Consider the following 22,020-nt stretch of genomic DNA (forward strand, 5'->3'; position numbering starts at 1 on the left):
GGTTTTAAACGCATATGAGGTTCTAGGATGAATCCATGCCGCATATCCGAGTTTCCGAGGCCGCCAGGTTCCTCGGCGTCAGCGACGATACCGTCCGCCGTTGGATCGATCACGGTTCGCTTACCGGAACGAAGGACGAATCGGGCCGCTTGGTGGTGGACGGGCTCCAGCTTGCCCATTTGGCGCGCGAGCAAGCCGCCCTTCCCGAGGATCCCAGCAAAGTGGGCCGCTCGGCACGCAACCGCTTCGTCGGCCTGGTCACGGGCATCACTGTGGACACGGTGATGGCGCAGGTGGAGTTGCAATGCGGTCCCTTCCGGGTGGTTTCCCTCATGAGCAGCGAAGCCGTCCGGGAACTTGGCCTCGAACTCGGATCCGTCGCCACGGCCGTCGTGAAGGCAACCACAGTCATTGTTGAAACCGCGCAAGGAAAGAGCATCACGTGAAGATTGCATGCAGGAATATCGGGGTGTTGTTGGCAGCAGGGAGCTTGGTTGCAGGCCTCGCGGGCTGCGCCGGTAGCATCGGAGCCGGAAGTACCGCAGCGGCAACAAGCCCTGCCGCAAGCGCCTCGCCGCAGTTGTCCGGCACGGTCACTGTCTATGCCGCGGCCTCGCTCAAGGCCACATTTACCAAGCTTGCCTCCGAATTCGAGGCCAAGTACCCCGGAACCAAGGTGGCGTTGAGCTTTGCCGGGTCCTCGGACCTGGTCACGCAAATCACCCAGGGAGCGCCAGCTGACGTCTTCGCTTCCGCGGACACGAAGAACATGTCCAAACTGTCAGACGCTTCGCTCGTCGACGGCAAGGCGACCAACTTCGCCACGAACGTCCTGACCATCGCCGTCCCGCCGAGCAACCCGGCGTCGATCTCGTCCTTCGCGGACCTCGCGAAGCCCGGCGTGAAGGTTGTCCTGTGCGCCAGCCAGGTGCCGTGCGGCTCCGCGGCACAAAGCGTCGAAAAGGCCACCGGCACCACCATCAAGCCCGTGAGCGAGGAGTCCTCGGTGACGGACGTCCTGGGGAAAGTGATGTCGGGTGAGGCCGACGCCGGCCTGGTCTACGTCACCGACGTCAAGGGCGCGGGAGACAAGGTCAAGGGAATCCCGTTCCCTGAGTCCAGCAACGCCGTCAACACCTACCCGATCGCGACGGTCGGCACCAGCAAGCATAAGGACCTGGCCGCGGCCTTCATCAGCCTGGTGACTGGAAGCGAGGGCAAAAAGGTCCTTGGCGATGCCGGATTCGGCGCGCCCTAGCAGGGCAGGGCAGACTGGTTCACTGGGCTGGCTGGCCCAGTTGGACCGGACGGCGGGAAGGATGCCGGCGCTTTGAATTACAGCGGGATTCCACGGTGGATCTATGGCCTGGCGGTAGTAGGCGGCTTGTTCGTCCTGCTGCCGTTGGCCGCCATGGTGTTAAAGGTCGATTGGACCCAATTCATCCCCTTGGTGACGTCCGAGTCCTCGCTCACGGCCCTGGGCCTCAGCCTCAAGACATCCGCGGCCAGCACGGCCCTGTGCCTGATCCTCGGTATTCCCTTGGCCATTGTCCTTGCCCGCAGGCCGTTCCGCGGGCAACGCTTCCTCCGTGCCTTCGTCCTCCTTCCGTTGGTCCTGCCGCCGGTGGTGGGCGGGATCGCGCTGCTTTACACCTTCGGGCGCCAGGGGTTGTTGGGCAAGGACCTTGAGCTCGCGGGCATCCAGATAGCGTTCTCGACGACGGCCGTTGTCCTGGCGCAGACGTTTGTCGCCTTGCCGTTCCTGGTGGTCAGCCTCGAAGGCGCACTGCGAACGGCCGGCAACCGCTACGAGGCTGTGGCCGCAACGCTCGGCGCCCGTCCTACCACCATTTTGAGGCGCGTGACGCTGCCCATGGTCCTCCCTGGTGTCGCTTCCGGTGCGGTGCTGTCCTTCGCCCGCAGCCTGGGCGAGTTCGGCGCCACGCTGACGTTCGCAGGGAGCCTCCAAGGCGTCACACGGACCTTGCCGCTGGAAATCTACCTGCAGCGGGAGACCGACCCGGACGCCGCCGTCGCGCTTTCCTTGGTGCTCGTCGCGGTAGCGGTGATCGTGGTCGGGCTGTCCTACCGGCGGCCGCGCCACGCTACAACGCCGGTGGAGGCGGCCGTATGACCTTCCACATCGACGCCACCCTCCGGGACCGCAAGTTGGACGTGTCCCTGAGTCTGGGACAGGCGGAAACCGTAGCGATCCTCGGTCCCAACGGGGCCGGAAAATCGACCCTGCTCTCCGTCGCGGCCGGCCTTTTGCGGCCCGACGCCGGTTCGGCCCGCCTTGGCGAGCGGGTGCTGTTCAACTTCGACGGCGGCAACAGGGTTTGGACTCCGCCGCACCTTCGCGGGACGGCCTTGCTCGCCCAGGAGCCGTTGCTCTTCCCGCACTTGAGCGTCCTGGACAACGTCGCTTTCGGTCCGCGCAGCGCAGGGGCCTCCCGCGCCTATTCCCGCGACGTCGCACGCCACTGGCTCGACGAAGTGGACGTCGCCCAATTGGCCGAAAGGAAACCCGGCCAGTTATCGGGCGGCCAGGCACAGCGCGTGGCCGTGGCCCGGGCCCTCGCGGCAAGCCCGGAACTGCTGCTGCTCGACGAGCCGATGTCCGCGCTGGACATCCATGCGGCGCCGCATTTGCGCAGGCTCCTCAAGAGGGTGCTCACAGGGCGGCGCGCCTTGATCATCACCCACGACGTCCTGGACGCGCTCATGCTTGCGGACCGCGTGGTCGTCATGGAAAAGGGCAGGATTGTTGAGGAAGGTGCCACCAAGGAGGTGTTCCGGCGTCCGCGTAGCCCTTTCGCGGCGGGCCTTGCCGGCGTGAACCTCCTGGCTGGAACCGTCACCGAGGATGGCCTTAGGACGCCGGCCGGCGCGGAAGTTGGCAGCTTGCATGTCGCCGGCCTCCTTGACGAGGAAGCGGAACCGGGCCGGCCCGGGGTAGCCGCCTTCCCGCCGTCGGCCGTTTCCGTTTTCCCGGACGCCGCGCACGGCAGCCCGCGGAACTCGTTCCCGGTTTCCATCACCGACCTCGAACCGCACGGCGACCACATCCGGGTCCGCGCCGGCGACCTCGCAGCAGACATCACTCCCGCGGCTTCCGCCGAATTGGGGCTCGGGCCGGGGTCGCACGTGTACTTTGTGGTGAAGGCAACAGCTGTGCAGGTGTACGCCGCATAGACCAGCCTGTCGCCGTGCCTATGCGCTGGCGGGGGCGCGGTACTGTGATCTGGTGCCTGCCGATCAAGAATCCCTGCCCGAGGTGCCCGAGGTGCCCGAGCTTCCCGAGGCGCCTGGAATGCCGGAGCAGCCGCGATTGCGTTTCGCGTACGTAGCCGGCGTGACTCCTGGAAAGTGGATCCGGCGCTGGGAAGAGCGCATGCCCCACGTTCCGCTCCAGTCCTTCATGTGCGACGACGCCGCGCAGCTTGAGGTTTTGCGTGACGGTTCGGCGGACCTCAGCTTCGTCCGGCTGCCGGTGGACCGCGACGGCCTCCACGTCATCCCGCTTTACGAAGAACAACCAGGCGTAGTGGCTCCGAAAGGCCACGAGATTTCGGTGTTTGAGGAAGTGGCCCTTGAGGACCTCGCAGAAGAGTATTTCCTGGATGTCGCCGAGATGGGCGGCCCGGAAATGGCGTTGCAGGTGGTGGCTTCCGGGGCTGGCCTGGTGATCCTGCCGATGCCTGTCGCGAGGCACTTCAACGTCAAGGACACGGTGGCCCGACGCTTGACCGGGGCAGTCGGAACGGAGATCGGACTGGCTTGGCCCAGCGATTCCACGAGCGAAGTCATCGAGGAATTCATCGGGATTGTCCGGGGCCGCACTGCACAAAGCTCGCGCCAACCTTCGGCCCGGCAGGAGAAACCGAAAAAGTCCCCACCGGCAGATCGGCGCGGCGGGGCTCGAGCGGGAGCAGGCAAGAAGCCGGCCGTCGCGCAACGGTACGCCCCCAACCCGGACAAGGGACGCGGCAAGGGTTCCCGCAAGAAAGGCAGGCGCTAGGCCATGGGAGCGAAACCGACAATCCGGGACGTCGCTAAAAGCGCCGGAGTTTCCCTCACGACCGTGTCCTACGTCTTGTCCGGGCGCCACGGCGGAACCACTCGCATCAGCGAAGCAACCCAGGAGCGTGTCCAGGCGGCCGCCAAGGAATTGGGTTACGTGCCCAACCAGGCGGCCCGCGGAATGCGTCGCGGTAAGACCGACCTCGTGGCCATCGCCATTGGCGACCTTGAGTGGCCGTGGGACCGCGCCCTGGCCTCTGCCGCGGCGCGCATCTTGCCCGAGCACGGCTACCAGCCGGTAATCCTCCTCGGCGAAGGGTGGCGCAGGTTCATGCTTTCAGGTGGTGCCGACGGCGCGATCGTCGGCACCCTCCCGCCCGGCACCCTTCTTGACCTGACGGTAGGCGAACTGGCGCGGCGCGGCGTCGCTCAGGTGGTTATCTCGGATGCGATGCAGCCGGCCGGCTTCGATGTCCTGGCGCCCGGCGCGAATTCCGAGGCCGCTGTTGCCGCTCCGGCCAGCGAAGCCCTCGAAGGTGCGGTCAATTTGTTGCTGGACCGGCTCGCCGGCAGGACCATCGGCGCCGGGACCACGATTGCGGCGCCGTGGCAGTTCAGGCCATAGCCGCTAGCTGTCCTTGAGCGGTTTCCGCGCCAGCCAGGCAGCGACGATTGCGCCCGAGACGTTGTGCCAGAGCGAGAACACCGCGGACGGCAGCGCGGCCAACGCCGTGAAGTGCGCCGTGGCCAACGTGGCGGCGAGGCCGGAATTCTGCATGCCAACCTCGAAGGCAAGCGCGCGGCGGGCCTTGCTGTCGAGCCGGCCGAGCTTGCCCACGAGGTAGCCGAGCCCCAGCCCGAATCCGTTGTGCAGCACCACTGCCAGGAACACGATGCCGCTTGCGGCGACGATCTTGCTCGAGCTTCCGGCCACCACGACGGCCACAATGAGGGAGATCACGACGGCGGACGCCCAGGGAAGCGCGGGCAGAACCTTGTTGACGAGCTTCTTGAGGAAGAGACGGGCAGCCAGGCCTCCGAGGACCGGGAGGAGCACCGTCTTGACGATGTCCAGGACCATTGAGCCAGCGTCGATATTCAGGAAGGAACCGGCCAGGAAGAACACCAGCAACGGCGTCACGATCGGCGCAATGAGCGTGGAGACGGACGCGACGGCAACGGACAGCGCAACATCGCCCTTGGCCAGGAACGCCATGACATTGGAAGCGGTTCCGGAGGGCGCACAGCCCACCAGGATCAAGCCCACGGCCAATTGCGGTTCAAGGTTGAGCGCGACCGCGATCAGCCAACCCGCTCCGGGCATGATGACGTAGTGGGCAATGATGCCAAGCACCACAGCCCAGGGCCGCTTGGCAACTGATGCGAAGTCGGGTGGCGTGAGGGTGAGGCCCATGCAGAACATGATCACGCCAAGGAGGTAAGGCACGCTCGGTGCCAATGGCTTGAAGGTATCCGGGATGAGGAAGCCGACCACGCCTGCCAGCACTACGAGGAGCGGAAACACCGTGACGGCGATCCTGGCGACCTTGGCTTCCGCGGCCAGGGCAGGGTTCGCGATGTGGGCTTCCCGTTCGGTTTCACTGGGGTTGGTTGTTGCCTCAAGCATTCTTCCATCGTGGCATCACGTCAGGGCGGGCTTCCAATCCGTGACCCGCTGCAGATGAATATGTCAGATGACCGGCATTTCTACGAGATCAGCGCCGGGGAATCAACGCAAGCTTTGCTATTTGGTCAGGCGATACCGCTCAATCTGCTTGAGCCGCCGCTGGAGGCTGTCCCTCCGGGGGTGGGGGACGACGTCGGGGGCCTCGGCGGTGAGCTCGATGTGTTCGGTGCCGTACTGCCACAGCAGGAGGTCGTCCAGGAGGCGGTCCGGCCCGGGGGAATAACGGTGGTCCAAGGCTTTGCGGACCTCGGTAATCCGATTGGCGCTCAGGAGCCCGGCAAGCTCGACGGTCTTGTTCAGTCCGTGTGCCGCAAGGAGCTCCGCAGCCCATCCCCAGTCATCATCGACTTTACGGTCAACATGGGGGAGAAGCGTACGCCAGACGTCACGAACGCGATTGGGAGTGAGCGGCATGGAGCCTTCGCCCTCGAGGTCCCAATAGCCGCGGACCTCTTCGTAGCGTTCGTGGAGGTCGGCAAAAGCGCTCTCCACTGTTTCCAGCATGGCCGCGGTAGCCGTGAACTGGCGATCGAAGTGGGGCGTCCAAGCGCGCGGGTCCACGGCCTTGAAGCGGATATCGTGCTCGATCTCGCTCCAGGCGTGGGCGAACACAGTGCGGATCTGGCATTCGAAGAAGTAGCTGCCATTCGTGGGAATGTCCGGATTGAAGACCTGCTGGTAGGCCCTCACGGATTCGTTTTGGATGGTCCGGAGGATGAGGTGCCGGCTGGAGTATCCGTAAGTACCGGACTCGATGGAGCCGATGTCCTTCTCTCGGTCACCGCGGCAATCGAAAAGCTGGCGCTGGCGCTTGATTAGGTTGGCCACCGCGGCGTTTTCGGCCGGAAGCTTGGTGATAACGCGCAAGCCCACCATGTCGTTCAACGTGCGGAAGGGGTCAGGGAACTTCAGCACCCGCGGACCGCCGTCCAGGGGCACCTCAGTGCGGGAAATCTTCTCCCGGAAGGACTCCACCGTCTTGGTGCGTCCCGTGACGAAAAGGGGAACCGATTCACTGTCCTTGAGCATGTCCCGGAGGGTCAGCAGGACGTCGCGCGTCACGAGTTTCAAGGCAGGCCGGACGCGTTCGTAGAGCTCAACATTCGCATGTACGGATTCGCGCAGCTGAGGATCCAAGCTGTCCCAATTGCTAGCCATGCCTCCAAGCTTACGGGGGCGGGCCGACAGTTTCCGGAGGCGGGCGGTGCGGCCCGCGAACGGGTTCGGCTCCCGCCCGGGTCCTGTCCTTCGCGATAGGCTCGGCACAAAGGAGGACACGATGAAGCGGCAGAAGTACTACTACGGCGAGCACTCGAGTCAATGGGGCGAACTGTTCGCGCCGGACAACTCGCAAGGACCACACCGCAGTCGCACGGATGGCGTGGTGGTGGTGATCCACGGAGGATATTGGCGTTCTCAATACGGCGCTGAACTCGGTGAGCCAATCGCCAAGGACCTCGCCGCACACGGAATCGCCGCATGGAACCTCGAATACCGCAGGGCCGGCAACGGCGGGGGCTGGCCGCACACATTCGAAGACATCCTGACGGGAATCGACCACCTTGGCGAGATCGCGGAAACGCACGGACTCAACCTGGACAAAGTAGTGGCGCTGGGCCACTCCGCGGGCGGTCACCTTGCAGTGTGGGCGGCTGGTCGCGAGAAGCTGTCCGGAATCGGGGCCGCCGACGCCGATCGGCAAATCCACCGGCACCAGAACGGCACGGCGGTGAAACTGTCCGGCGTCGTGAGTCAATCCGGGCTGTTGAACCTTGCGGATGCCGAGCGCCTCAACTTGAGTAACGGCGCCGTGGACAACCTCATGGGCGGCGATTCCGTAAGATACCCGAAACGGCATATATACGCGGACCCCATGAGCTCGCTTCCGCTGAAGGTGCCGATCTTTGCGGTCCACGCCGCGGCGGACGACGACGTCCCGTGCAGCCAGTCCGAGGCCTACGTTGCGGCCTCTACGGCTTCCGGCGGAGCCGCGCAACTGCTTAAGGTGCCGGGGAACCACTACGACCTGATCGACCCCAGGGCCGTCGCATACAAGAAATGCCGGGAATTGGTGCAGCGCCTGCTCGTCTGAGTATGGCGTGCAAGTCACCGACGGTCATCGCGAGACGCGTGACACATTCGCGTGGCAGAGTTGTCCCATGCTGACAGTCATAGGTGAAGCTCTGGTTGATGTGGTCCAGCGACCCTCGGGGGTAACAGCCCATGTGGGCGGCAGTCCGCTCAATGTCGCTGTGGGACTCGCCCGGCTGGACCATCCGGTCCAGTTCATCGGCCGTTTCGGCAAGGACACGTACGGGGATTCGATCGCAGCGCACTTGCGCTCAAGTTCCGTCATGGTTCCGTTGCCGCCCGACGAGAACCCGACCAGCGTGGCCACCGCCCTGGTGAACGACGACGGCGCCGCCACATACACGTTCGAACTCGCCTGGGAGCTTCCCGGGCTCGCGGCGCGGTTGCCGTTCATGCTGCAAGGGACGTCGCTCCTTCATACCGGCTCCATTGCCACCATGTTGGAGCCAGGTGCGGGGGAAGTCCTTGCCGCCGTCGAGCACGCCCACCCGAACGCCACCATCAGCTTCGACCCCAACTGCCGGCCCAGCATCATCGAGGACCGGGAGTATGCACGCGGCCACGTGGAGCGCTTCGTGGCCCTCGCCGACGTCGTGAAGGCGTCAGACGAGGATCTCGAATGGCTCTACCCCGGCGTCGACGTCCTCGAATCCGCCCGACGCTGGCTGAAGCTGGGCGGCGATGGCGGGCCTGCGATCGTGGTGGTCACGAGGGGAGCGGAGGGCCCTTGGGGCGTCACCGCGGCCGGCGAGGCAAGCATCCGCGCCCCGAAAGTGGAGGTTGCGGACACTGTAGGCGCCGGCGATTCGTTCATGGCGGCCCTCCTCTCGGCAGTCGTCGACCACGGACTCGCAGGCGCGCAGAACCGCGAGGAACTCCGCGGAATTTCGCTTGGAATCCTCGAAGGGATACTCGACCATGCAGCGCGGGCCGCCGCCGTCACGGTCTCCCGACCCGGTGCTAACCCGCCTACGCGCGCCGAACTCAATGCGCTCAACCAGCCAGAACCCGAGGCCAACGTGGAAAGGCAGCCATGAGCTACGCAGACCTCCCCAAGGTGCCGTCCTTCGGCATCACGAGCGAATCGCTCAAGGACGGAGCCACGCTGAGCCCTGCGCAAACCAGCAAGCGGTTCGGCGTAGCTGGCGGCAAGGACGAATCGCCCCACGTGAGCTGGAGCGGGGCGCCCGCGGGCACCAAGAGCTTTGTCCTCACCGTCTTCGACCCCGATGCCCCCAGGGCCGGCGGCTATTGGCACTGGGCCCTCGTCAACGTTCCTGCTGGAATCGATTCTCTGCCGGCGGGCGCGGGCGTGGAGAATGGTCCGGACCTGCCTGCGGGTGCCTTCCAGTTGAAGAACGACGCCGGATTCGCCGGCTATTTGGGCGCCGCGCCTCCGCCCGGGCACGGTCCGCACCGGTACATCGTGGCCGTGCACGCCGTGGATGTAGAGGACCTTGGCCTTGGCGCCGGTGCGACCCTGGACGCACTTGTGGGGAAGCTGGCATCCCATAGCGTCGGCCGCGCGAGCATCACGGGCCGCTTCGAACGCCGCTAGGGGGCCTCGGCGCGGGGCCGTCCCCAGAGCCCACGTAGACTGACATAATGCGGCTCGTAGCAAGTGACATTGACGGAACCATCCTTGGCCATGACGGCAAGATCAGCAGCCGCACCATCCGCGCTTTCCATGCCTGCCGGGATGCCGGGATCGAGGTTGTTTTCGTGACGGGCAGGCCTCCGCGGTGGCTTTACCCGCTGCGGGAGCAGATGGGGCACGCTGGAACGGTCATTTGTTCCAACGGCGCCGTGGTGTGGGACCTTGAGGCCGAGCAGCTGATTTCCGCGAAGACCTTGAGCCTCGAATCCGTGCTCGAGGCGCGTCGGATCATCAAGGACCTGCGCCCCGACTCCTTGTTCGCTACGGAAACCCTCACCGGATTCCACCTTGAACCGGGCTTCATCGAGAACGAGACCAGCGAGCTCCTGGCCGAGTTCACCCCCGCGCCGTTGACGGAGACGCTCACAGCGGATGACGCCGTCGTGAAGTTCCTCGCCGTCACCCGGACCGGCACCCCGGACGATTTCCTCGCCCAGGTGCAGCCCGCCGTCGCGCACCTCGTGGCGACCACCCACTCAGCCCCGCGGACCGCACTCCTTGAGATGTCCGCCCTCGGCATCAACAAAGCCGTGACCCTGGCCGATTTCGCGGCGTCCAGGGGCATCGGCGCCGCTGACGTGGTGGCTTTCGGCGATATGCCCAACGACGTCGAGATGCTGCGTTGGGCGGGCGACGGCTACGCGATGGCCAGCGGCCACCCTGAGGCAATTAGCGCCGCCGGGCAGCAGGCACCCCATTTCGACGACGACGGCGTGGCCCAGATCCTCGAGGCAAAGCTCGCCGCGCTACGGGTCTGAGCGGCGCGCAGGACCGCAACCGTTTACACAGCTTCAGTCCAACTTCCGTTCAACTCGTCCCCCTAGGCTCAAGCAGTAGCCGAATTCGACCATAGGGGGACACGATGGCCAAGAGGAAGACAACGGGGTGGTCCGACGCCCCCGTTCGCCGTGCCATTCCGGCCGAACATTGGAAGCAATTGCGCCGCGGCGACCGCGTACGCGTCACGATCGCGCCCGGCTTCGAAAACCCGGGCCAGGTGGACGCCGTTTCCGTTGACCACACCGTGGTCTGGGTGAACCTCGACGGCGGACGCGGACGCACGCTGGTGCATTGCGGAGACGGCGTGGAGATTGTCCCGCAGGAATCCTGACTTGACCGATGGCTCTGCGGCGGCAGGTTACGCTACCCGTGTGAGCCAGAACTTGCCCTTTTTCACCCGATCTGACGGCCGGACCGGACCGCTTGCCTTCGCCCATCGGGGGTTTTCGCCCGATGGATTGGAAAACTCGGCTGCTGCCTTCAAGGCAGCCCTCGATCTCGGATTCACGCACCTGGAAACCGACGCCCGCACAACGGCGGACGGCACCGTCCTGCTCTTTCACGATGAAACCTTGGACCGCGTCACGGACGGCCACGGCACCATCTCCGACCTTGCCGCCGACGATATCGCCAAAACACGCATTAAGGGCATGGAAAGCATTCCCCTGTTGGCGGATGTCCTGGCCGAATTCCCCCAAGCCCGGCTCAATATCGACGTCAAGGATTGGCACACGGTGGAACCGCTCGCCGGGGTGGTCGAAAAGCTCCAGGCACATGACCGAGTGTTGATCGCGAGCTTTTCCGACCGGCGTCGGCGGGCCGTCCTGCGCTTGCTGAGCCGCCGCACGGCTTCATCCGCGGGCATTCTGTTCAACGCACTTTTCGTGCTGCTCGGGCCGCTGCTTCCAGACCCCTGGCTGCTCAAGATCATGCACGACGTCGATGCGCTCCAAGTGCCTGCCCGGTACGGATCCCTCCCTGTTGTGACGCCGCGCTTTGTGCGTCGGGCGCACCGTTTGGGGCTACAGATACATGTCTGGACAATCAACGATCCCGCCGAGATGGACAGGTTGCTCGACCTCGGCGTCGACGGCTTGGTCACGGACCGGGCGGATCGGCTGAAGACTGTCCTCCAGGACCGGAACCAGTGGTGGTGAGGGCCTTGGCGCGCGCCTCCAGGAACGAGCGCTCGGCGTCGTTGTCCGTGCGTTCCCGCGCCTCGAGATAGGCGGCCGCCGCCTCTTTGGTGCGGCCGAGCCGCCGCAACAGCTCCGCTTTCACGGCGTGGAACAGGTAGTAGCTCCCCAGTTCAAGGCGCTCGACGGCGGCAAGCCCCGCCGCTGGTCCGTCCACCTCCGCGAGGGCAATGGCCCGGTTCAGGGCCACCACAGGCGTCGGCTCGACGGCGAGGAGCTGCTCGTAGAGCGCGAGGACTTGGCGCCAATCCGTCTCTTCCAGGGTGGCGGCGTCGCCGTGCACCGCGTTGATGGCTGCTTGGATTTGGTAGGGTCCCGGCATATTCCGCTTCAGGCATTGACGCACGAGCGATTGGCCCTCTGCAATCAGTTCGCTGTTCCACAGGCTCCGGTCCTGGTCGGCGAGAAGGACGAGGCCGCCGTCGGGACCTGTCCGCGCACGCCGGCGGGCATCCAGCAAGAGCATGAGCGCCAGCAATCCCTTGGCCTCCGGCTCGTCCGGCATGAGATCCACGATGAGCCGTCCGAGGCGGATCGCCTCGCGGCATAGATCCTCGCGCACCAGACCCGTGCCGGAACTCGCCGCGTATCCCTCGTTGAAGATGAGGTAGGCCACGGCCAGCACTGATGACAGCCTGGCGGGCAGCTCAGCTCCGCTCGGGATCCGGTAGGGGATGCGGGCGTCGCGGATTTTCGCCTTCGCGCGGACCAGGCGCTGGGCCATGGTGGGCTCGGGAATCAGGAACGCGCGGGCGATTTCGGCGGTGGTCAGCCCGCCCAGGAGCTTGAGCGTCAAAGCCACTTGTGCAGCCCGGTTTAGGGCCGGGTGGCAACAAGTAAAGATGAGCCGCAGTTGGTTGTCCTCCACGGCGTCCGCCTCCACAGTGTTTTCGATCAACACAGTCTCTTCGTTCAGCGCGGCGTCTTCGCTCCGGAGGAGAGCCGACCGGGCTATCTTGTCCCGGCCGCTCGCCTCCCGGCGCAAGTGGTCGATGGCCCGGTTCCGGGCCGTCGTGATGATCCATCCGGCTGGACTAGGCGGCAACCCGGCGTCCGGCCAGCGCGCAACCGCCTCCGCGAATGCGTCCTGGACCGCGTCCTCGGCTGCGTCGATGCTGCCCAGGACACGGACCAGCACTGCCACGGAGCGTCCATACTCCTGACGGAATATTTCTCCGATCTCGGAAATATGGACCACGGCGGAACTACTCCCGGTAGCCGGCGAACGGGCGGACTTCGATGGGAAGGGTGGTGGCCTCCGCGGCCTTTCGCGCCCATTCCAACGCCAGGTCCAGATCCGGAGCTTCGATCACCCACAAGCCGCCGACGTGTTCCTTGGCCTCCGCGAAGGGACCGTCGGTTGTGAGGACTTCGCCGTCTTTCACTCGAACCACGGTGGCTGTATCCGCCGGGTGAAGGCCTCCCGTGAAGACCCACGCCCCGGCGTCGCGCATTTCCTGGTTCAGGACGTCGAGGTCCGCCATGATCTTGTTCAGAACAGCGGGTTCCGGAACGGGACCGTCGGGCTGGTAGATGCTGAGCAGGTAGCGTGACATAACTGTTCCTCCTTGGGTTGTGGCGCGGGTACCTTGCCTGCGCCTCACCCCTTATACGAACGGCGTGTGCTGTTTTCGACATCTCCAGGTCAAGAAGTCGCAAAAAGCTCACCGTCTGCGAAAAAGCATAGTTCCGCTGGCAGGATTGGATCATGCGCATCCTGATCGCCCCGGACAAGTTCAAAGGTTCACTTACGGCAGCCGAAGCGGCGTCGGCCATCGCGGAAGGGGCACTGCGGGTGTATCCCGATGCCGTGGTCACCCAGTTCCCCATCGCCGACGGTGGCGAAGGAACCCTGGAAGCCGCGGTGGCCGCGGGCTATGAAGAGCGGATCAATGCGGTTGTCGGGCCGATCCTGAAGCCCGTCGGGGCGGCGTGGGCGTTCCGCAAGGATGCTTCCGGCGGCGGCACTGCGGTCATCGAGACCGCGCAGGCCTCCGGACTGGCCCACATGGAACCGACCCCGGAGAACTCTTTGCGCGCCCACAGCTACGGTTGCGGCCAGCTCATCGTCGCGGCCCTCGACGCCGGCGCCACGGAGATCGTGCTCGGTGTCGGTGGTTCGGCCATGTCCGACGGCGGCAGCGGCGCCTTGCGTGCCCTCGGACTCAAGCCCCTCGACGCCGCAGGCAACGTGGTTCCGCTCGGCGGCGGCTCGCTCGCCGACGTCGTTTCGCTCGACGTGACGGAGCTGGATCCGCGACTGTCGGCAGTGCGGTTCCGGATCGCCGTCGACGTCCGTAATCCGCTCTTCGGAAGCAACGGCGCGGCGCATGTTTTCGGCCCGCAGAAGGGGGCGGACGGGGACGCGGTGGAACTGCTCGACGCCGGGCTCCGCAACTGGGCGTCCCTCTTGCGGGAAGTGTCCGGCGAGGACGTGAACGTTCCGGGAGCCGGAGCGGCGGGTGGGTTCCCGGCGTCGTTCCTCGCGTTCGCGCAGGCGTCGCTGGAAGGCGGATTCGCGCTCGTCGCCGGATTGACGGGGTTGCCCGGGCAACTTGACGGAACGGACCTCGTGATCACGGGTGAAGGGTCCATGGATTCGCAGTCGCTGACCGGGAAGGCGCCGATTGGCCTCGCCGATTTGGCCCGTGGGCGCGGCATCCCGGTGATTGTGGTGGCTGGCAGGATCCTGGTGACCCCCGAAGAGCTCGCGGAGCACGGAGTGGTGGCCGCGGCGCAGTTGTTGGACGTCGCACAGCGCCGCGATGGCGTGCCCGACGCCGCCGACGCCGTGGCGAATGCCGCCAAATACCTCGCGTGGGCTACGAGCCAAGTCCTGGAAGGCGCCTAACCCCCGGAGCATGCTCCTCCTTCGCCTCGAGGGACGGACATAATCCGGATATGTCCATCGCTTAACGTCAACAGGGAGCATGCTCAGCGCTCGGGCAGGCACCGATTCCCGCCGCCGGGCAGATAATGAATGTACAAGTATGGCTCTGACTTCTGCCATGCACCTACGATGCGACGACCCCCTAGGGACGCCGTCACCGCCTGCCGGGCTGGCAGCCGGCCAGCACGGCATCATCGAATCGAGGAGCACACCATGTCCACCTTGAAAGAGCGGCTGCACGCAGACGTCGTGAGCCACATGAAGGATGGCAACCGCATCGCATTGAATGCCACTCGCAACGTCCTTAGCGAGATTGACACTCGTGAGAAAGCCGGCCGGGAGCCTATCCACCTTGACGACGTCGAGATCACGGCCATGCTGCAGAAGGAAGCCGCCCAGTATCACGAGGTCGCCCGCCTTTACGAGGAAGCGGGAGAGACCGAGCGCGCGGCGATGGAGATCGCGGATGCCGAGGCAATTGAAGCGTATCTGCCGGAACCGCTTACCCAGGAGGAAGTCGAGTCCATTGTTGACGAAGCCATCGCCTCGCTCAAGGCCGACGGCGTGGAGTTGAGCCTTTTCCACATGGGCTACATCATGAAGCCGATCAGTGAACGTATCGCTGGCCGGTTCGACGGCAAGGCGGTCAGCGAGATCGTCCGCACGCGCCTTTCATAGCGAACGAGCCGGCACGCCCGCTCGGCGCTCCCGGGCGCCTTGGAGCATGCTCCCCGTTGGCCACGAGGGACGGACATAATCCGAATATGTCCATCCTTCAGCGCCAAGAGGGAGCATGCTCAGCGTTACTTCCTCTTTCCGGCCCTCTTCGCCGCCGCATTCATTGCTGCCTTCGCCGCGGGAGGCAGCCCTGTTGTCTCGGTTTCAGGCTCCGCCACGGTCCCGCGCCACCGGGTGATCGCCTTCATTCCGTGATAGATCACCAAGGCCGCGGCCGAACCCAGGGCGATGCCCGTGAACTCAAGCTGGCCCACAGTCCATGTGTAGTCGGCAATGCCGATGATGAGCGACACAGCGGCGGTGGTCAGGTTGACCGGGTTGGCGAAATTGACCTTGTTCTGCACCCAGATCTTCACGCCGAGGACGCCGATCATGCCGTAGAGCATGGTTGCGGCACCGCCCAGGACGCCGGCAGGCACGGTCGCGATCAGTTCGCCGAACTTGGGGGAGAAGCTCAGCAGGATGGCAAAGATACCGGCAACCCAGTAGGCCGCCGTCGAATAGACCTTGGTGGCTGCCATGACGCCGATGTTCTCGGCATAGGTGGTAGTGCCGGAGCCGCCGCCGAGCCCTGCGAGTACGGTCGCGGCGCCGTCGGCCATCAGCGCGCGTCCGGAGACGCCGTCGAGGTTTTGGCCCGTCATCGCAGCCACGGATTTCACGTGCCCAACGTTTTCGGCCACTAGCACCAGGACCACCGGCACGAATAGGCCTATGACGCCCACGTGGAATTCCGGAGTCTGGAAATGTGGAAGCCCGATCCAGCCGGCCGCGTCAATCTTGGAGAAGTCCACCTCGCCGCGCATCATCGCCGTAAGGTAGCCGACCACCACGCCCACAAGGATGCTCAGCCGGCCAAGTATTCCGCGGAAAAGGACGCTCACCAGGATGATCGACACCAGTGTCACGAGCGCGGTGACCGGGGCTTTGTCGAAGTTCGCCTTCGCAGCGGGCGCCAGGTTCAGCCCGATCAGCGCGACGATCGCACCAGTGACGATGGGCGGCATGAGCCTGTTGATCCATTCGGCGCCGAACTTCTGGACGACGGCGCCGATGAGTGCCAGTACGACGCCGGCAAGCACCACTCCGCCGAGCGCACCTGGAATGCCGAACTGCTGCTTCGACGCGAGGATGGGTGCGATGAAGGCGAAGCTTGAGCCGAGGTAGCTGGGAACGCGGCCCTTGGTGATCACCAGGAAGAGCAGGGTTCCGATGCCCGAGAAGAACAGCGTGGTGGCGGGCGGCATGCCCGTGAGGATGGGAACCAGGAACGTCGCGCCAAACATTGCGACGACGTGCTGCATTCCGACGCCGATGGTCAACGGCCACGCGAGCCGCTCATCGGGTGCCACGACATGCCCGGGACGGATCGTCTTGCCGTTTCCGTGCAGCTTCCATTTGGTTCCGAGCATGCTCATCGACGGGAGCCTTCCCTGAAAGTTGTGATTATTAGCCGGTGCAACCTTACCGCCCGAACGGTCTGTTGTTTCGGCTGTGTGGAACGTCACGCAGCTTCATGGGAAGAGGCGGAGCCAGGTTGAAGTTGCAACTATGGAATGCATAAGCGCCCGGCCTCTGACGGCTGCGGCACAGCGAAAGGTACGCGAATGACAATCGCCCACGAAGAAGCAGTGATTGACGCCGCAGCAGTCGACGCCATCTTTGCCGAAGCCCGCACCGCCAACTCCTTTTCCGGCGAGGTCACTGAGGAACAGGCCCGCGCCATCTACGAACTGACCAAGTTCGGCCCCACCGCTTTCAACTCCCAGCCGCTGCGCGTCACCTACGTCCGCTCGGCAGAGGCCCGCGCCAAGCTGGTCGAATCCCTGTCCAGGGGCAACCAGGCCAAGACCGCCTCCGCACCGCTCGTCGCGATCCTTTCCTACGACGCCGCATGGCACGAGCAGTGGGACAAGTTCCTCCCTGCCTACGGCGCCCCGAAGGCCATGTACGACGCCGACCCCGCCTTTGCTGCCTCCACTGGCAACAACAATGCCCACCTGCAGGCCGGCTACTTCATCCTGGCTGTCCGTTCGCTCGGTTTCGCCGCCGGCCCGATGACCGGTGCGGACTTCGCCGCGATCGACGCCGAGTTCTTCCCGGCGGGCGACCAGAAGAGCTTCCTCGTGGTCAACATCGGCCAGCCGGGCCCGGACGCCTGGGGCGAAGCCAAGCCGAAGTTCGCCTACGAAGACGTCGTTCGCACGGTCTGACGCCCGCTCAGCCATAGCGCCTTTTCGACGATCGCCCGCTCACATCATGTGAGCGGGCGATCGTGTTTAGGCCGGTATAGGTGATGGAGCGCCGGAAACGCGGGTGGGAAACTTTCCTTATGCGGAACCTGATCCTCGTGGTGTTCGTCGAAGCGGTGGCTGACGGACTCGTTTTCCCGCGCACGGATTGGCCTCTGCACATCACTCTGTTGAGGTTCGACGTCGAGCCCTCCAAAGACGGCGACGTCGCCGAGCGCCTTGGCGAGCTGGTCACGACGCCGGTGCGCGGCGCCTTGGGAACGCTGCTCACCATAGGGCCCGACGACGGATTCGGTCACCAAGGATCCATCCCGGTCAGCCTGGTCGAGCGCCATCCCATCCTGCAAGGACTGCACGAGGAATTGTTCGACGCCGTCGCGCAAGTGGGCGGGAAGGTGGCGACGCCGCACTACGTCCTGGACCACTACCGCCCGCACATATCGCACCATGACGGCAAGCGCCCCAAGCCGGGTGACGCCATCGTGCTCGACCAGATCGCCCTGGTGGACATGGCCCCCGGAGGCAACCACACGATCCGCCGGATCCTGAAGGTGTGGCGCACCGAAACCTAACTCGGGGGGAGGTTAGGAGATCACGCCGTCCACGAGGGCCTTGGCTTCGTCCTGGACCTGCTTGAGGTGATCGGCACCCTTGAAGGACTCGGCGTAGATCTTGTACACGTCCTCGGTGCCGGACGGACGGGCGGCGAACCAGGCGTTCTCGGTGACCACCTTCAGGCCGCCAATCGACGCGCCGTTGCCGGGGGCTTCGGTCAGTTTGGCCGTGATTTCCTCGCCAGCCAGCGTGGTTGCTGAAACGTCCGACGACGAGAGCTTGCCGAGCGCTGCCTTCTGCTCACGCGTCGCGGCGGCGTCGATCCGGGCGTAAACGGGCGAGCCGAACTGGTCCGTGAGGCCCTTGTAAAGCTGCGACGGCGACTTGCCCGTGACGGCCGTGATTTCAGAGGCGAGGAGGGCGAGCAGGATGCCGTCCTTGTCGGTGGTCCAGACGCTTCCGTCCTTCTTGTTGAACGAAGCACCGGCGGACTCTTCACCGCCGAACGCGCCTTCGCCGGAGAGCAGGCCGGGCACGAACCACTTGAAGCCGACAGGAACCTCTACGAGTTTGCGGCCCAAGCCGGCAGCCACGCGGTCGATGATCGAGGAAGACACGAGGGTCTTTCCCACCACAGACGCGGGATTCCATCCGCTGCGGTTGCGGTACAGATAGTCGATGGCGACGGCGAGGTAGTGGTTCGGGTTCATCAGCCCGCCATCCGGGGTGACGATGCCGTGGCGGTCTGCGTCGGCGTCGTTTCCCGTGGCGACGTCGAAAGAACCCGAGGCGCTGTCAGACATCCGCTTGATGAGCGAGGCCATGGCCGACGGCGAGGAGCAGTCCATGCGGATCTTCTCGTCCCAGTCGAGCGTCATGAACGCCCACTGCGGGTCAACGGTGGGGTTGACCACGGTGAGGTCCAGCTGGTGGCGTTCGCCGATCTCGCCCCAGTAGTCGACGGAAGCGCCGCCCATGGGGTCGGCTCCGATGCGCACACCCGCGGCGCGGATCGCGTCGAGGTCGAGGACGGCCGGGAGGTCGTCCACATAGCTGCTCAGGAAGTCGAACTTCCCCGTGGATTCGGCCTTGAGGGCGTCGTTGAGGGGGATTCGCTTGACTCCACGCAGCCCGTTTTCGAGCAATTCGTTGGCGCGGTTGGCGATCCATCCCGTGGCATCCGTGTCAGCCGGGCCACCGTGCGGAGGGTTGTACTTGAATCCACCGTCGGCTGGCGGGTTATGGCTCGGGGTGACCACGATGCCGTCTGCCTGGGGCTGCCCCGGCATCACTTGGCTGTTGTACTTGAGGATCGCGTGGCTCAGGGCCGGCGTGGGCGTGTAACCGTGCCGTGCATCGATGAGCACGTTGACGCCGTTCGCCGCGAGGACTTCCAAAGCCGAGTTCTGGGCGGGTTCGCTCAGGCCATGCGTGTCCTTCGCAAGGAACAACGGGCCGGTGATGCCCTGGCCCGCGCGGTATTCCACGATCGCCTGGGTGATGGCGAGGATGTGTCCCTCGTTGAAGGATGCTTTGAGGCTCGAGCCCCGGTGCCCGGAGGTTCCGAATGCCACGCGCTGCGCGGGATCGCTGAGATCCGGCGTTACGTCGTAGTACGCGTCAAGGAGCGCGGTGATGTCTACAAGGTCCTGGGGAAGGGCAACTGTGCCCGCACGGCTAGCCATTGACCCAGCATGCCAGACGGTCCGCCGAGCTTGAAGAGAAATGCGGGTTTTGCGACGCCTGTGACATCGTATTTCCGCGATCCCCGCAAAGATTCACTACGCGTTTACCGGAGTGCGGCACGACGTTGGCGCACTGCGATTCCGCGCGCTTATGCGCTTGGTCGCCCGGCGGTAGGCTGGGCAGAAAGACTCGCAAGGGGGAAATCCATGACAGACCAGCCAGCCAAACCCGAGAACGCACCTGACGGTGACGAAACATCCGGCACCGAAACCCACGCCGCCGAAGCATCCGCCGCGGCAACCCACGGTGACGAGGCGCCCAAAGGCTACGAACCGCCGTCGTACGTTCCGCCAGCCCCGCAATCGGGCGACAACCCATACGGCAGCCGGCCATTCGCCGCTCCGTCCGAGCACGGCTCCTACGGCCAGTCGGAACAGTACGGCCAGCAGGCACCGTACGGCCAGCAGGATCAGTACAGCCAGCCGCAGGCGCCCTACGCGCAGCAGCCGGGGGGACCGGGCCCGTATAGCCAGCCGTCCAATCCATACGGCCAGCCCGCTTCGCCGTACGCCCAACCGTCGCAAGGACAGTACGGCCAGCCGGCTAGCCCCTATGGCCAGCCCGCGTACTACGGCATGCCCGTGGAGCCGAAGGGCTTGAGCATTGCGAGCATGTGCTGCGGCATCGCCGTCTTTGTGGGCCTCGGTTTCTTTGTCCTCCCGCAGATCGCGGCCGTGATCCTGGGCCATATGGGCCTCAAGAAGGAACCGGCAGGCAAGGGCATGGCTATTGCGGGCCTGGTGATGGGGTACTTGGGGATCGCCGGAGCGGTGCTCTTTTGGGTGTTCATCGCGATTTTCGCGGCCAGCGCCTCGCGCTATAACTACAACTACTAGCGATAACGACGCCGGCCGACGCGTCGGGCGGGACTCCCACCCGACGCGCCGGCCGCCGTCGTTCGCTGTAGGGCCGCCCTAGCGGACCCCGGCCATCAACTTCTTGATGGCCGGGGACGCCGCTGCCAAAGCAACCGCAATGACGACGGCGGTGCCGCCGACGCCCAGGAAGTACGGCAGTTCGTTGGCCGGGTTGTACAGCCCGGCCAGGATGCCGGCCAGCGTGGTGCCGAGCGAGACGGACAGGAAGAACAGCGCCACCATCTGAGTGTGGAACGCCTTGGGCGCAAGCTTGGTGCTTACGGACAGTCCGATCGGGGACAGGAACAGTTCCGCCAAGGTAAAGAGGAACAGGATTCCCACGAGCGCCAACAGCGGCGTCTTGCCGGTGCCTGCCAGGGGAATGAAGGCGAGGAACGCCAGGCCCATGATGAAGAGTCCGGCGGCAAACTTGATGGGGGAGCCGGGCTGTTTCGGACCGAGTTTGGTCCACAGAGCAGCCATCACGCCGGCAAACACGATGATGAACACCGGGTTGATGGACTGGACCCAGGCCGCCGGCATTTCCCAGCCGAAGAGGTTGCGGTCCAGTTTCTCCTCCGAGTACACGGCGATGAACGTGAACTGCTGCTGGAAGAGTGCCCAGAACGCCGCCGAGGCGATGTAGAGCGGGATGAACGCCGTGACGCGCTTACGCTCGAGCGGCGTGACCTTCTTGCTGCGGAAAATCATGGTGAAATACAGGACCGATGCCGCGATCGCCGCGTACGCGATGCTGCGTGCCAGGTTGCCGGGGTTGACCGCTCCGCTCACCAGCAGGACGGCAATCACGACGGCGATGCCCAGGAAGATGAGCCCGTAGCGTTTGCGCTGGGCGTCGGGGAGCGGGTTCGGGACGCGGTGCGCTTCTTCGGGAAGCTTGTTGCGGCCGAGTGCGTAGATCGCGAGGCCGATCGCCATGCCGATCGCGGCGGCGCCGAAGCCCCAGTGGAAGCCGTTGCTTTCCTGGAGCCAGCCGGTCACGAGCGGACCGATCAAGCCACCAAGGTTGATGCCCATGTAGAAGATGGAGAAGCCGGCGTCGCGGCGTTCGTCCTTCTCGCCGTAGAGGCTTCCGACCAGGGCCGTGGCGTTTGCCTTGAGGCCGCCGGAACCGATGCCGACCAAGACCAGGCCAGCAACCAGGCCCGGGATGCCGGGCAAGAGCGCCAAGGCGATGTGGCCGGCCATGATCATGATGGCGGAGCCGAAAAGCACCCGTTCCGAGCCGAAGATCCGGTCTGCCAGCCAGGCGCCCAGGATCGTGGAGAGGTACACGCCGCCGCCGTAGGCGCCGACCAGCCCGGCCGCGAGGGCTTTGTTGATCCCGAGACCGCCTTGGTCTGCGGTGAAGTACATGTAGTAGAGAAGGATTCCCTGCATGCCGTAGAAGGAGAATCGTTCCCACATTTCGACGGAGAACAGGCTGGCCAGCATCTTTGGGTGGCCGAAAAATGACGTGTCGCCCGGGGTTGTGGCGGGTTTCACAGTTTTCAGAGGTGTGCTCATTCACACCATGTTCGCATTGTG

At 65.0% G+C, this 22,020-nt stretch carries 24 protein-coding genes; 17 read left to right on the forward strand and 7 right to left on the reverse strand.

The window, feature by feature from the left end; translation table 11 throughout:
* Window positions 1–35: 35 nt before the first annotated feature.
* The 6 genes from E1809_RS08595 to E1809_RS08620 all read left to right on the forward strand — a co-directional run bounded on the left by E1809_RS08595 (window position 36) and on the right by E1809_RS08620 (window position 4,648).
* Entirely contained in the window at window positions 36–446 is a 411-nt protein-coding gene (locus tag E1809_RS08595; RefSeq protein ID WP_133203808.1) for a TOBE domain-containing protein, read from the forward strand.
* Window positions 443–1,258, forward strand: a complete 816-nt coding sequence (gene modA, locus E1809_RS08600) for a molybdate ABC transporter substrate-binding protein (protein ID WP_133203809.1) — start codon at window positions 443–445, stop codon at window positions 1,256–1,258. The genes E1809_RS08595 and modA overlap by 4 nt, the downstream gene beginning before the upstream one ends.
* A gap of 72 nt (window positions 1,259–1,330) precedes the next feature.
* The gene (locus tag E1809_RS08605) at window positions 1,331–2,134 is read left to right on the forward strand and encodes an ABC transporter permease (RefSeq protein WP_133203810.1); all 804 of its coding nucleotides are present in this window, start codon (window positions 1,331–1,333) and stop codon (window positions 2,132–2,134) included.
* Window positions 2,131–3,195 (forward strand): sulfate/molybdate ABC transporter ATP-binding protein, encoded by a 1,065-nt coding sequence (locus tag E1809_RS08610; protein ID WP_133203811.1) that lies wholly within the window; start codon window positions 2,131–2,133, stop codon window positions 3,193–3,195. Before E1809_RS08605 ends, E1809_RS08610 begins: the two co-directional genes overlap by 4 nt.
* Window positions 3,196–3,313: 118 nt before the next feature.
* Window positions 3,314–4,021 (forward strand): LysR family transcriptional regulator substrate-binding protein, encoded by a 708-nt coding sequence (locus E1809_RS08615; RefSeq protein WP_133203870.1) that lies wholly within the window; start codon window positions 3,314–3,316, stop codon window positions 4,019–4,021.
* Between the two features lie 3 nt (window positions 4,022–4,024).
* Complete coding sequence (locus tag E1809_RS08620; RefSeq protein WP_133203812.1) at window positions 4,025–4,648, forward strand: LacI family DNA-binding transcriptional regulator; 624 nt, start codon at window positions 4,025–4,027, stop codon at window positions 4,646–4,648.
* 3 nt (window positions 4,649–4,651) lie between these two features.
* Here E1809_RS08620 and E1809_RS08625 read toward each other — a convergent pair whose 3' ends face one another.
* The gene (locus E1809_RS08625; RefSeq protein ID WP_133203813.1) at window positions 4,652–5,650 is read right to left on the reverse strand and encodes a bile acid:sodium symporter family protein; all 999 of its coding nucleotides are present in this window, start codon (window positions 5,648–5,650) and stop codon (window positions 4,652–4,654) included.
* Between the two features lie 117 nt (window positions 5,651–5,767).
* Window positions 5,768–6,868, reverse strand: coding sequence for a GTP pyrophosphokinase (locus E1809_RS08630; protein WP_133203814.1), 1,101 nt, complete (start codon window positions 6,866–6,868; stop codon window positions 5,768–5,770).
* A 121-nt stretch (window positions 6,869–6,989) separates the two neighbouring features.
* On the opposite strand from E1809_RS08630, the gene E1809_RS08635 reads away from it, so the two are divergent.
* The 6 genes from E1809_RS08635 to E1809_RS08660 all read left to right on the forward strand — a co-directional run bounded on the left by E1809_RS08635 (window position 6,990) and on the right by E1809_RS08660 (window position 11,395).
* Complete coding sequence (locus tag E1809_RS08635; protein WP_133203815.1) at window positions 6,990–7,802, forward strand: alpha/beta hydrolase; 813 nt, start codon at window positions 6,990–6,992, stop codon at window positions 7,800–7,802.
* Between the two features lie 67 nt (window positions 7,803–7,869).
* Window positions 7,870–8,838 carry a carbohydrate kinase family protein gene (locus E1809_RS08640; RefSeq protein WP_133203816.1) on the forward strand — a complete coding sequence of 323 codons (969 nt, stop codon included), beginning with the start codon at window positions 7,870–7,872 and terminating at the stop codon, window positions 8,836–8,838.
* Window positions 8,835–9,359, forward strand: a complete 525-nt coding sequence (locus tag E1809_RS08645; RefSeq protein ID WP_133203817.1) for a YbhB/YbcL family Raf kinase inhibitor-like protein — start codon at window positions 8,835–8,837, stop codon at window positions 9,357–9,359. The genes E1809_RS08640 and E1809_RS08645 overlap by 4 nt, the downstream gene beginning before the upstream one ends.
* 47 nt (window positions 9,360–9,406) lie before the next feature.
* The gene (locus E1809_RS08650; RefSeq protein WP_133203818.1) at window positions 9,407–10,216 is read left to right on the forward strand and encodes an HAD family hydrolase; all 810 of its coding nucleotides are present in this window, start codon (window positions 9,407–9,409) and stop codon (window positions 10,214–10,216) included.
* 104 nt (window positions 10,217–10,320) lie between these two features.
* Window positions 10,321–10,569 (forward strand): hypothetical protein, encoded by a 249-nt coding sequence (locus tag E1809_RS08655; RefSeq protein WP_133203819.1) that lies wholly within the window; start codon window positions 10,321–10,323, stop codon window positions 10,567–10,569.
* A 40-nt stretch (window positions 10,570–10,609) separates the two neighbouring features.
* Window positions 10,610–11,395, forward strand: a complete 786-nt coding sequence (locus tag E1809_RS08660; protein ID WP_133203820.1) for a glycerophosphodiester phosphodiesterase family protein — start codon at window positions 10,610–10,612, stop codon at window positions 11,393–11,395.
* Here E1809_RS08660 and E1809_RS08665 read toward each other — a convergent pair.
* On the reverse strand, window positions 11,337–12,632 hold the full coding sequence (locus E1809_RS08665) for an RNA polymerase sigma factor (protein ID WP_133203821.1): 1,296 nt from the start codon (window positions 12,630–12,632) through the stop codon (window positions 11,337–11,339). The two genes, E1809_RS08660 and E1809_RS08665, sit on opposite strands and share 59 nt — an antisense overlap.
* Before the next feature lie 7 nt (window positions 12,633–12,639).
* A complete protein-coding gene (locus E1809_RS08670) occupies window positions 12,640–12,990 on the reverse strand; it encodes a YciI family protein (RefSeq protein WP_133203822.1) in 351 nt (116 codons plus the stop codon).
* 152 nt (window positions 12,991–13,142) lie between these two features.
* On the opposite strand from E1809_RS08670, the gene E1809_RS08675 reads away from it, so the two are divergent.
* Window positions 13,143–14,285 (forward strand): glycerate kinase, encoded by a 1,143-nt coding sequence (locus tag E1809_RS08675; protein WP_133203823.1) that lies wholly within the window; start codon window positions 13,143–13,145, stop codon window positions 14,283–14,285.
* A gap of 252 nt (window positions 14,286–14,537) precedes the next feature.
* On the forward strand, window positions 14,538–15,002 hold the full coding sequence (locus E1809_RS08680; RefSeq protein WP_133203824.1) for a GatB/YqeY domain-containing protein: 465 nt from the start codon (window positions 14,538–14,540) through the stop codon (window positions 15,000–15,002).
* Window positions 15,003–15,127: 125 nt separating this feature from the next.
* Here E1809_RS08680 and E1809_RS08685 read toward each other — a convergent pair whose 3' ends face one another.
* Complete coding sequence (locus tag E1809_RS08685; protein WP_133203825.1) at window positions 15,128–16,480, reverse strand: uracil-xanthine permease family protein; 1,353 nt, start codon at window positions 16,478–16,480, stop codon at window positions 15,128–15,130.
* A 189-nt stretch (window positions 16,481–16,669) separates the two neighbouring features.
* Between E1809_RS08685 and E1809_RS08690 the strand changes: the two genes are divergently transcribed.
* On the forward strand, window positions 16,670–17,275 hold the full coding sequence (locus tag E1809_RS08690) for a malonic semialdehyde reductase (RefSeq protein ID WP_133203826.1): 606 nt from the start codon (window positions 16,670–16,672) through the stop codon (window positions 17,273–17,275).
* A 119-nt stretch (window positions 17,276–17,394) separates the two neighbouring features.
* The gene (locus tag E1809_RS08695; protein ID WP_133203827.1) at window positions 17,395–17,886 is read left to right on the forward strand and encodes a 2'-5' RNA ligase family protein; all 492 of its coding nucleotides are present in this window, start codon (window positions 17,395–17,397) and stop codon (window positions 17,884–17,886) included.
* 12 nt (window positions 17,887–17,898) lie between these two features.
* Here the strand turns inward: E1809_RS08695 and pgm are convergent, their stop codons facing one another.
* A complete protein-coding gene (pgm, locus tag E1809_RS08700) occupies window positions 17,899–19,554 on the reverse strand; it encodes a phosphoglucomutase (alpha-D-glucose-1,6-bisphosphate-dependent) (protein ID WP_133203828.1) in 1,656 nt (551 codons plus the stop codon).
* A gap of 207 nt (window positions 19,555–19,761) precedes the next feature.
* Here pgm and E1809_RS08705 point away from each other — a divergent pair, with 207 nt between their 5' ends.
* Window positions 19,762–20,451, forward strand: coding sequence for a DUF4190 domain-containing protein (locus tag E1809_RS08705; RefSeq protein ID WP_133203829.1), 690 nt, complete (start codon window positions 19,762–19,764; stop codon window positions 20,449–20,451).
* A gap of 78 nt (window positions 20,452–20,529) precedes the next feature.
* Here the strand turns inward: E1809_RS08705 and E1809_RS08710 are convergent, their stop codons facing one another.
* On the reverse strand, window positions 20,530–21,999 hold the full coding sequence (locus E1809_RS08710) for a peptide MFS transporter (protein WP_133203830.1): 1,470 nt from the start codon (window positions 21,997–21,999) through the stop codon (window positions 20,530–20,532).
* Window positions 22,000–22,020 lie beyond the last annotated feature (21 nt).

Source organism: Arthrobacter terricola (genome assembly GCF_004354015.1).
In the GTDB taxonomy this organism is placed as follows: domain Bacteria; phylum Actinomycetota; class Actinomycetes; order Actinomycetales; family Micrococcaceae; genus Arthrobacter; species Arthrobacter terricola.

Coding starts and splice junctions, on each gene's coding strand:
- E1809_RS08595 (WP_133203808.1), top strand. CDS start 36: ATGCCGCATATCCGAGTTTCCGAGGCCGCCAGGTTCCTCGGCGTCAGC.
- E1809_RS08610 (WP_133203811.1), top strand. CDS start 2,131: ATGACCTTCCACATCGACGCCACCCTCCGGGACCGCAAGTTGGACGTG.
- E1809_RS08615 (WP_133203870.1), top strand. CDS start 3,314: ATGCCGGAGCAGCCGCGATTGCGTTTCGCGTACGTAGCCGGCGTGACT.
- E1809_RS08620 (WP_133203812.1), top strand. CDS start 4,025: ATGGGAGCGAAACCGACAATCCGGGACGTCGCTAAAAGCGCCGGAGTT.
- E1809_RS08625 (WP_133203813.1), bottom strand. CDS start 5,650: ATGCTTGAGGCAACAACCAACCCCAGTGAAACCGAACGGGAAGCCCAC.
- E1809_RS08630 (WP_133203814.1), bottom strand. CDS start 6,868: ATGGCTAGCAATTGGGACAGCTTGGATCCTCAGCTGCGCGAATCCGTA.
- E1809_RS08635 (WP_133203815.1), top strand. CDS start 6,990: ATGAAGCGGCAGAAGTACTACTACGGCGAGCACTCGAGTCAATGGGGC.
- E1809_RS08640 (WP_133203816.1), top strand. CDS start 7,870: ATGCTGACAGTCATAGGTGAAGCTCTGGTTGATGTGGTCCAGCGACCC.
- E1809_RS08645 (WP_133203817.1), top strand. CDS start 8,835: ATGAGCTACGCAGACCTCCCCAAGGTGCCGTCCTTCGGCATCACGAGC.
- E1809_RS08650 (WP_133203818.1), top strand. CDS start 9,407: ATGCGGCTCGTAGCAAGTGACATTGACGGAACCATCCTTGGCCATGAC.
- E1809_RS08655 (WP_133203819.1), top strand. CDS start 10,321: ATGGCCAAGAGGAAGACAACGGGGTGGTCCGACGCCCCCGTTCGCCGT.
- E1809_RS08670 (WP_133203822.1), bottom strand. CDS start 12,990: ATGTCACGCTACCTGCTCAGCATCTACCAGCCCGACGGTCCCGTTCCG.
- E1809_RS08675 (WP_133203823.1), top strand. CDS start 13,143: ATGCGCATCCTGATCGCCCCGGACAAGTTCAAAGGTTCACTTACGGCA.
- E1809_RS08680 (WP_133203824.1), top strand. CDS start 14,538: ATGTCCACCTTGAAAGAGCGGCTGCACGCAGACGTCGTGAGCCACATG.
- E1809_RS08685 (WP_133203825.1), bottom strand. CDS start 16,480: ATGAGCATGCTCGGAACCAAATGGAAGCTGCACGGAAACGGCAAGACG.
- E1809_RS08690 (WP_133203826.1), top strand. CDS start 16,670: ATGACAATCGCCCACGAAGAAGCAGTGATTGACGCCGCAGCAGTCGAC.
- E1809_RS08695 (WP_133203827.1), top strand. CDS start 17,395: ATGCGGAACCTGATCCTCGTGGTGTTCGTCGAAGCGGTGGCTGACGGA.
- pgm (WP_133203828.1), bottom strand. CDS start 19,554: ATGGCTAGCCGTGCGGGCACAGTTGCCCTTCCCCAGGACCTTGTAGAC.
- E1809_RS08705 (WP_133203829.1), top strand. CDS start 19,762: ATGACAGACCAGCCAGCCAAACCCGAGAACGCACCTGACGGTGACGAA.
- E1809_RS08710 (WP_133203830.1), bottom strand. CDS start 21,999: ATGAGCACACCTCTGAAAACTGTGAAACCCGCCACAACCCCGGGCGAC.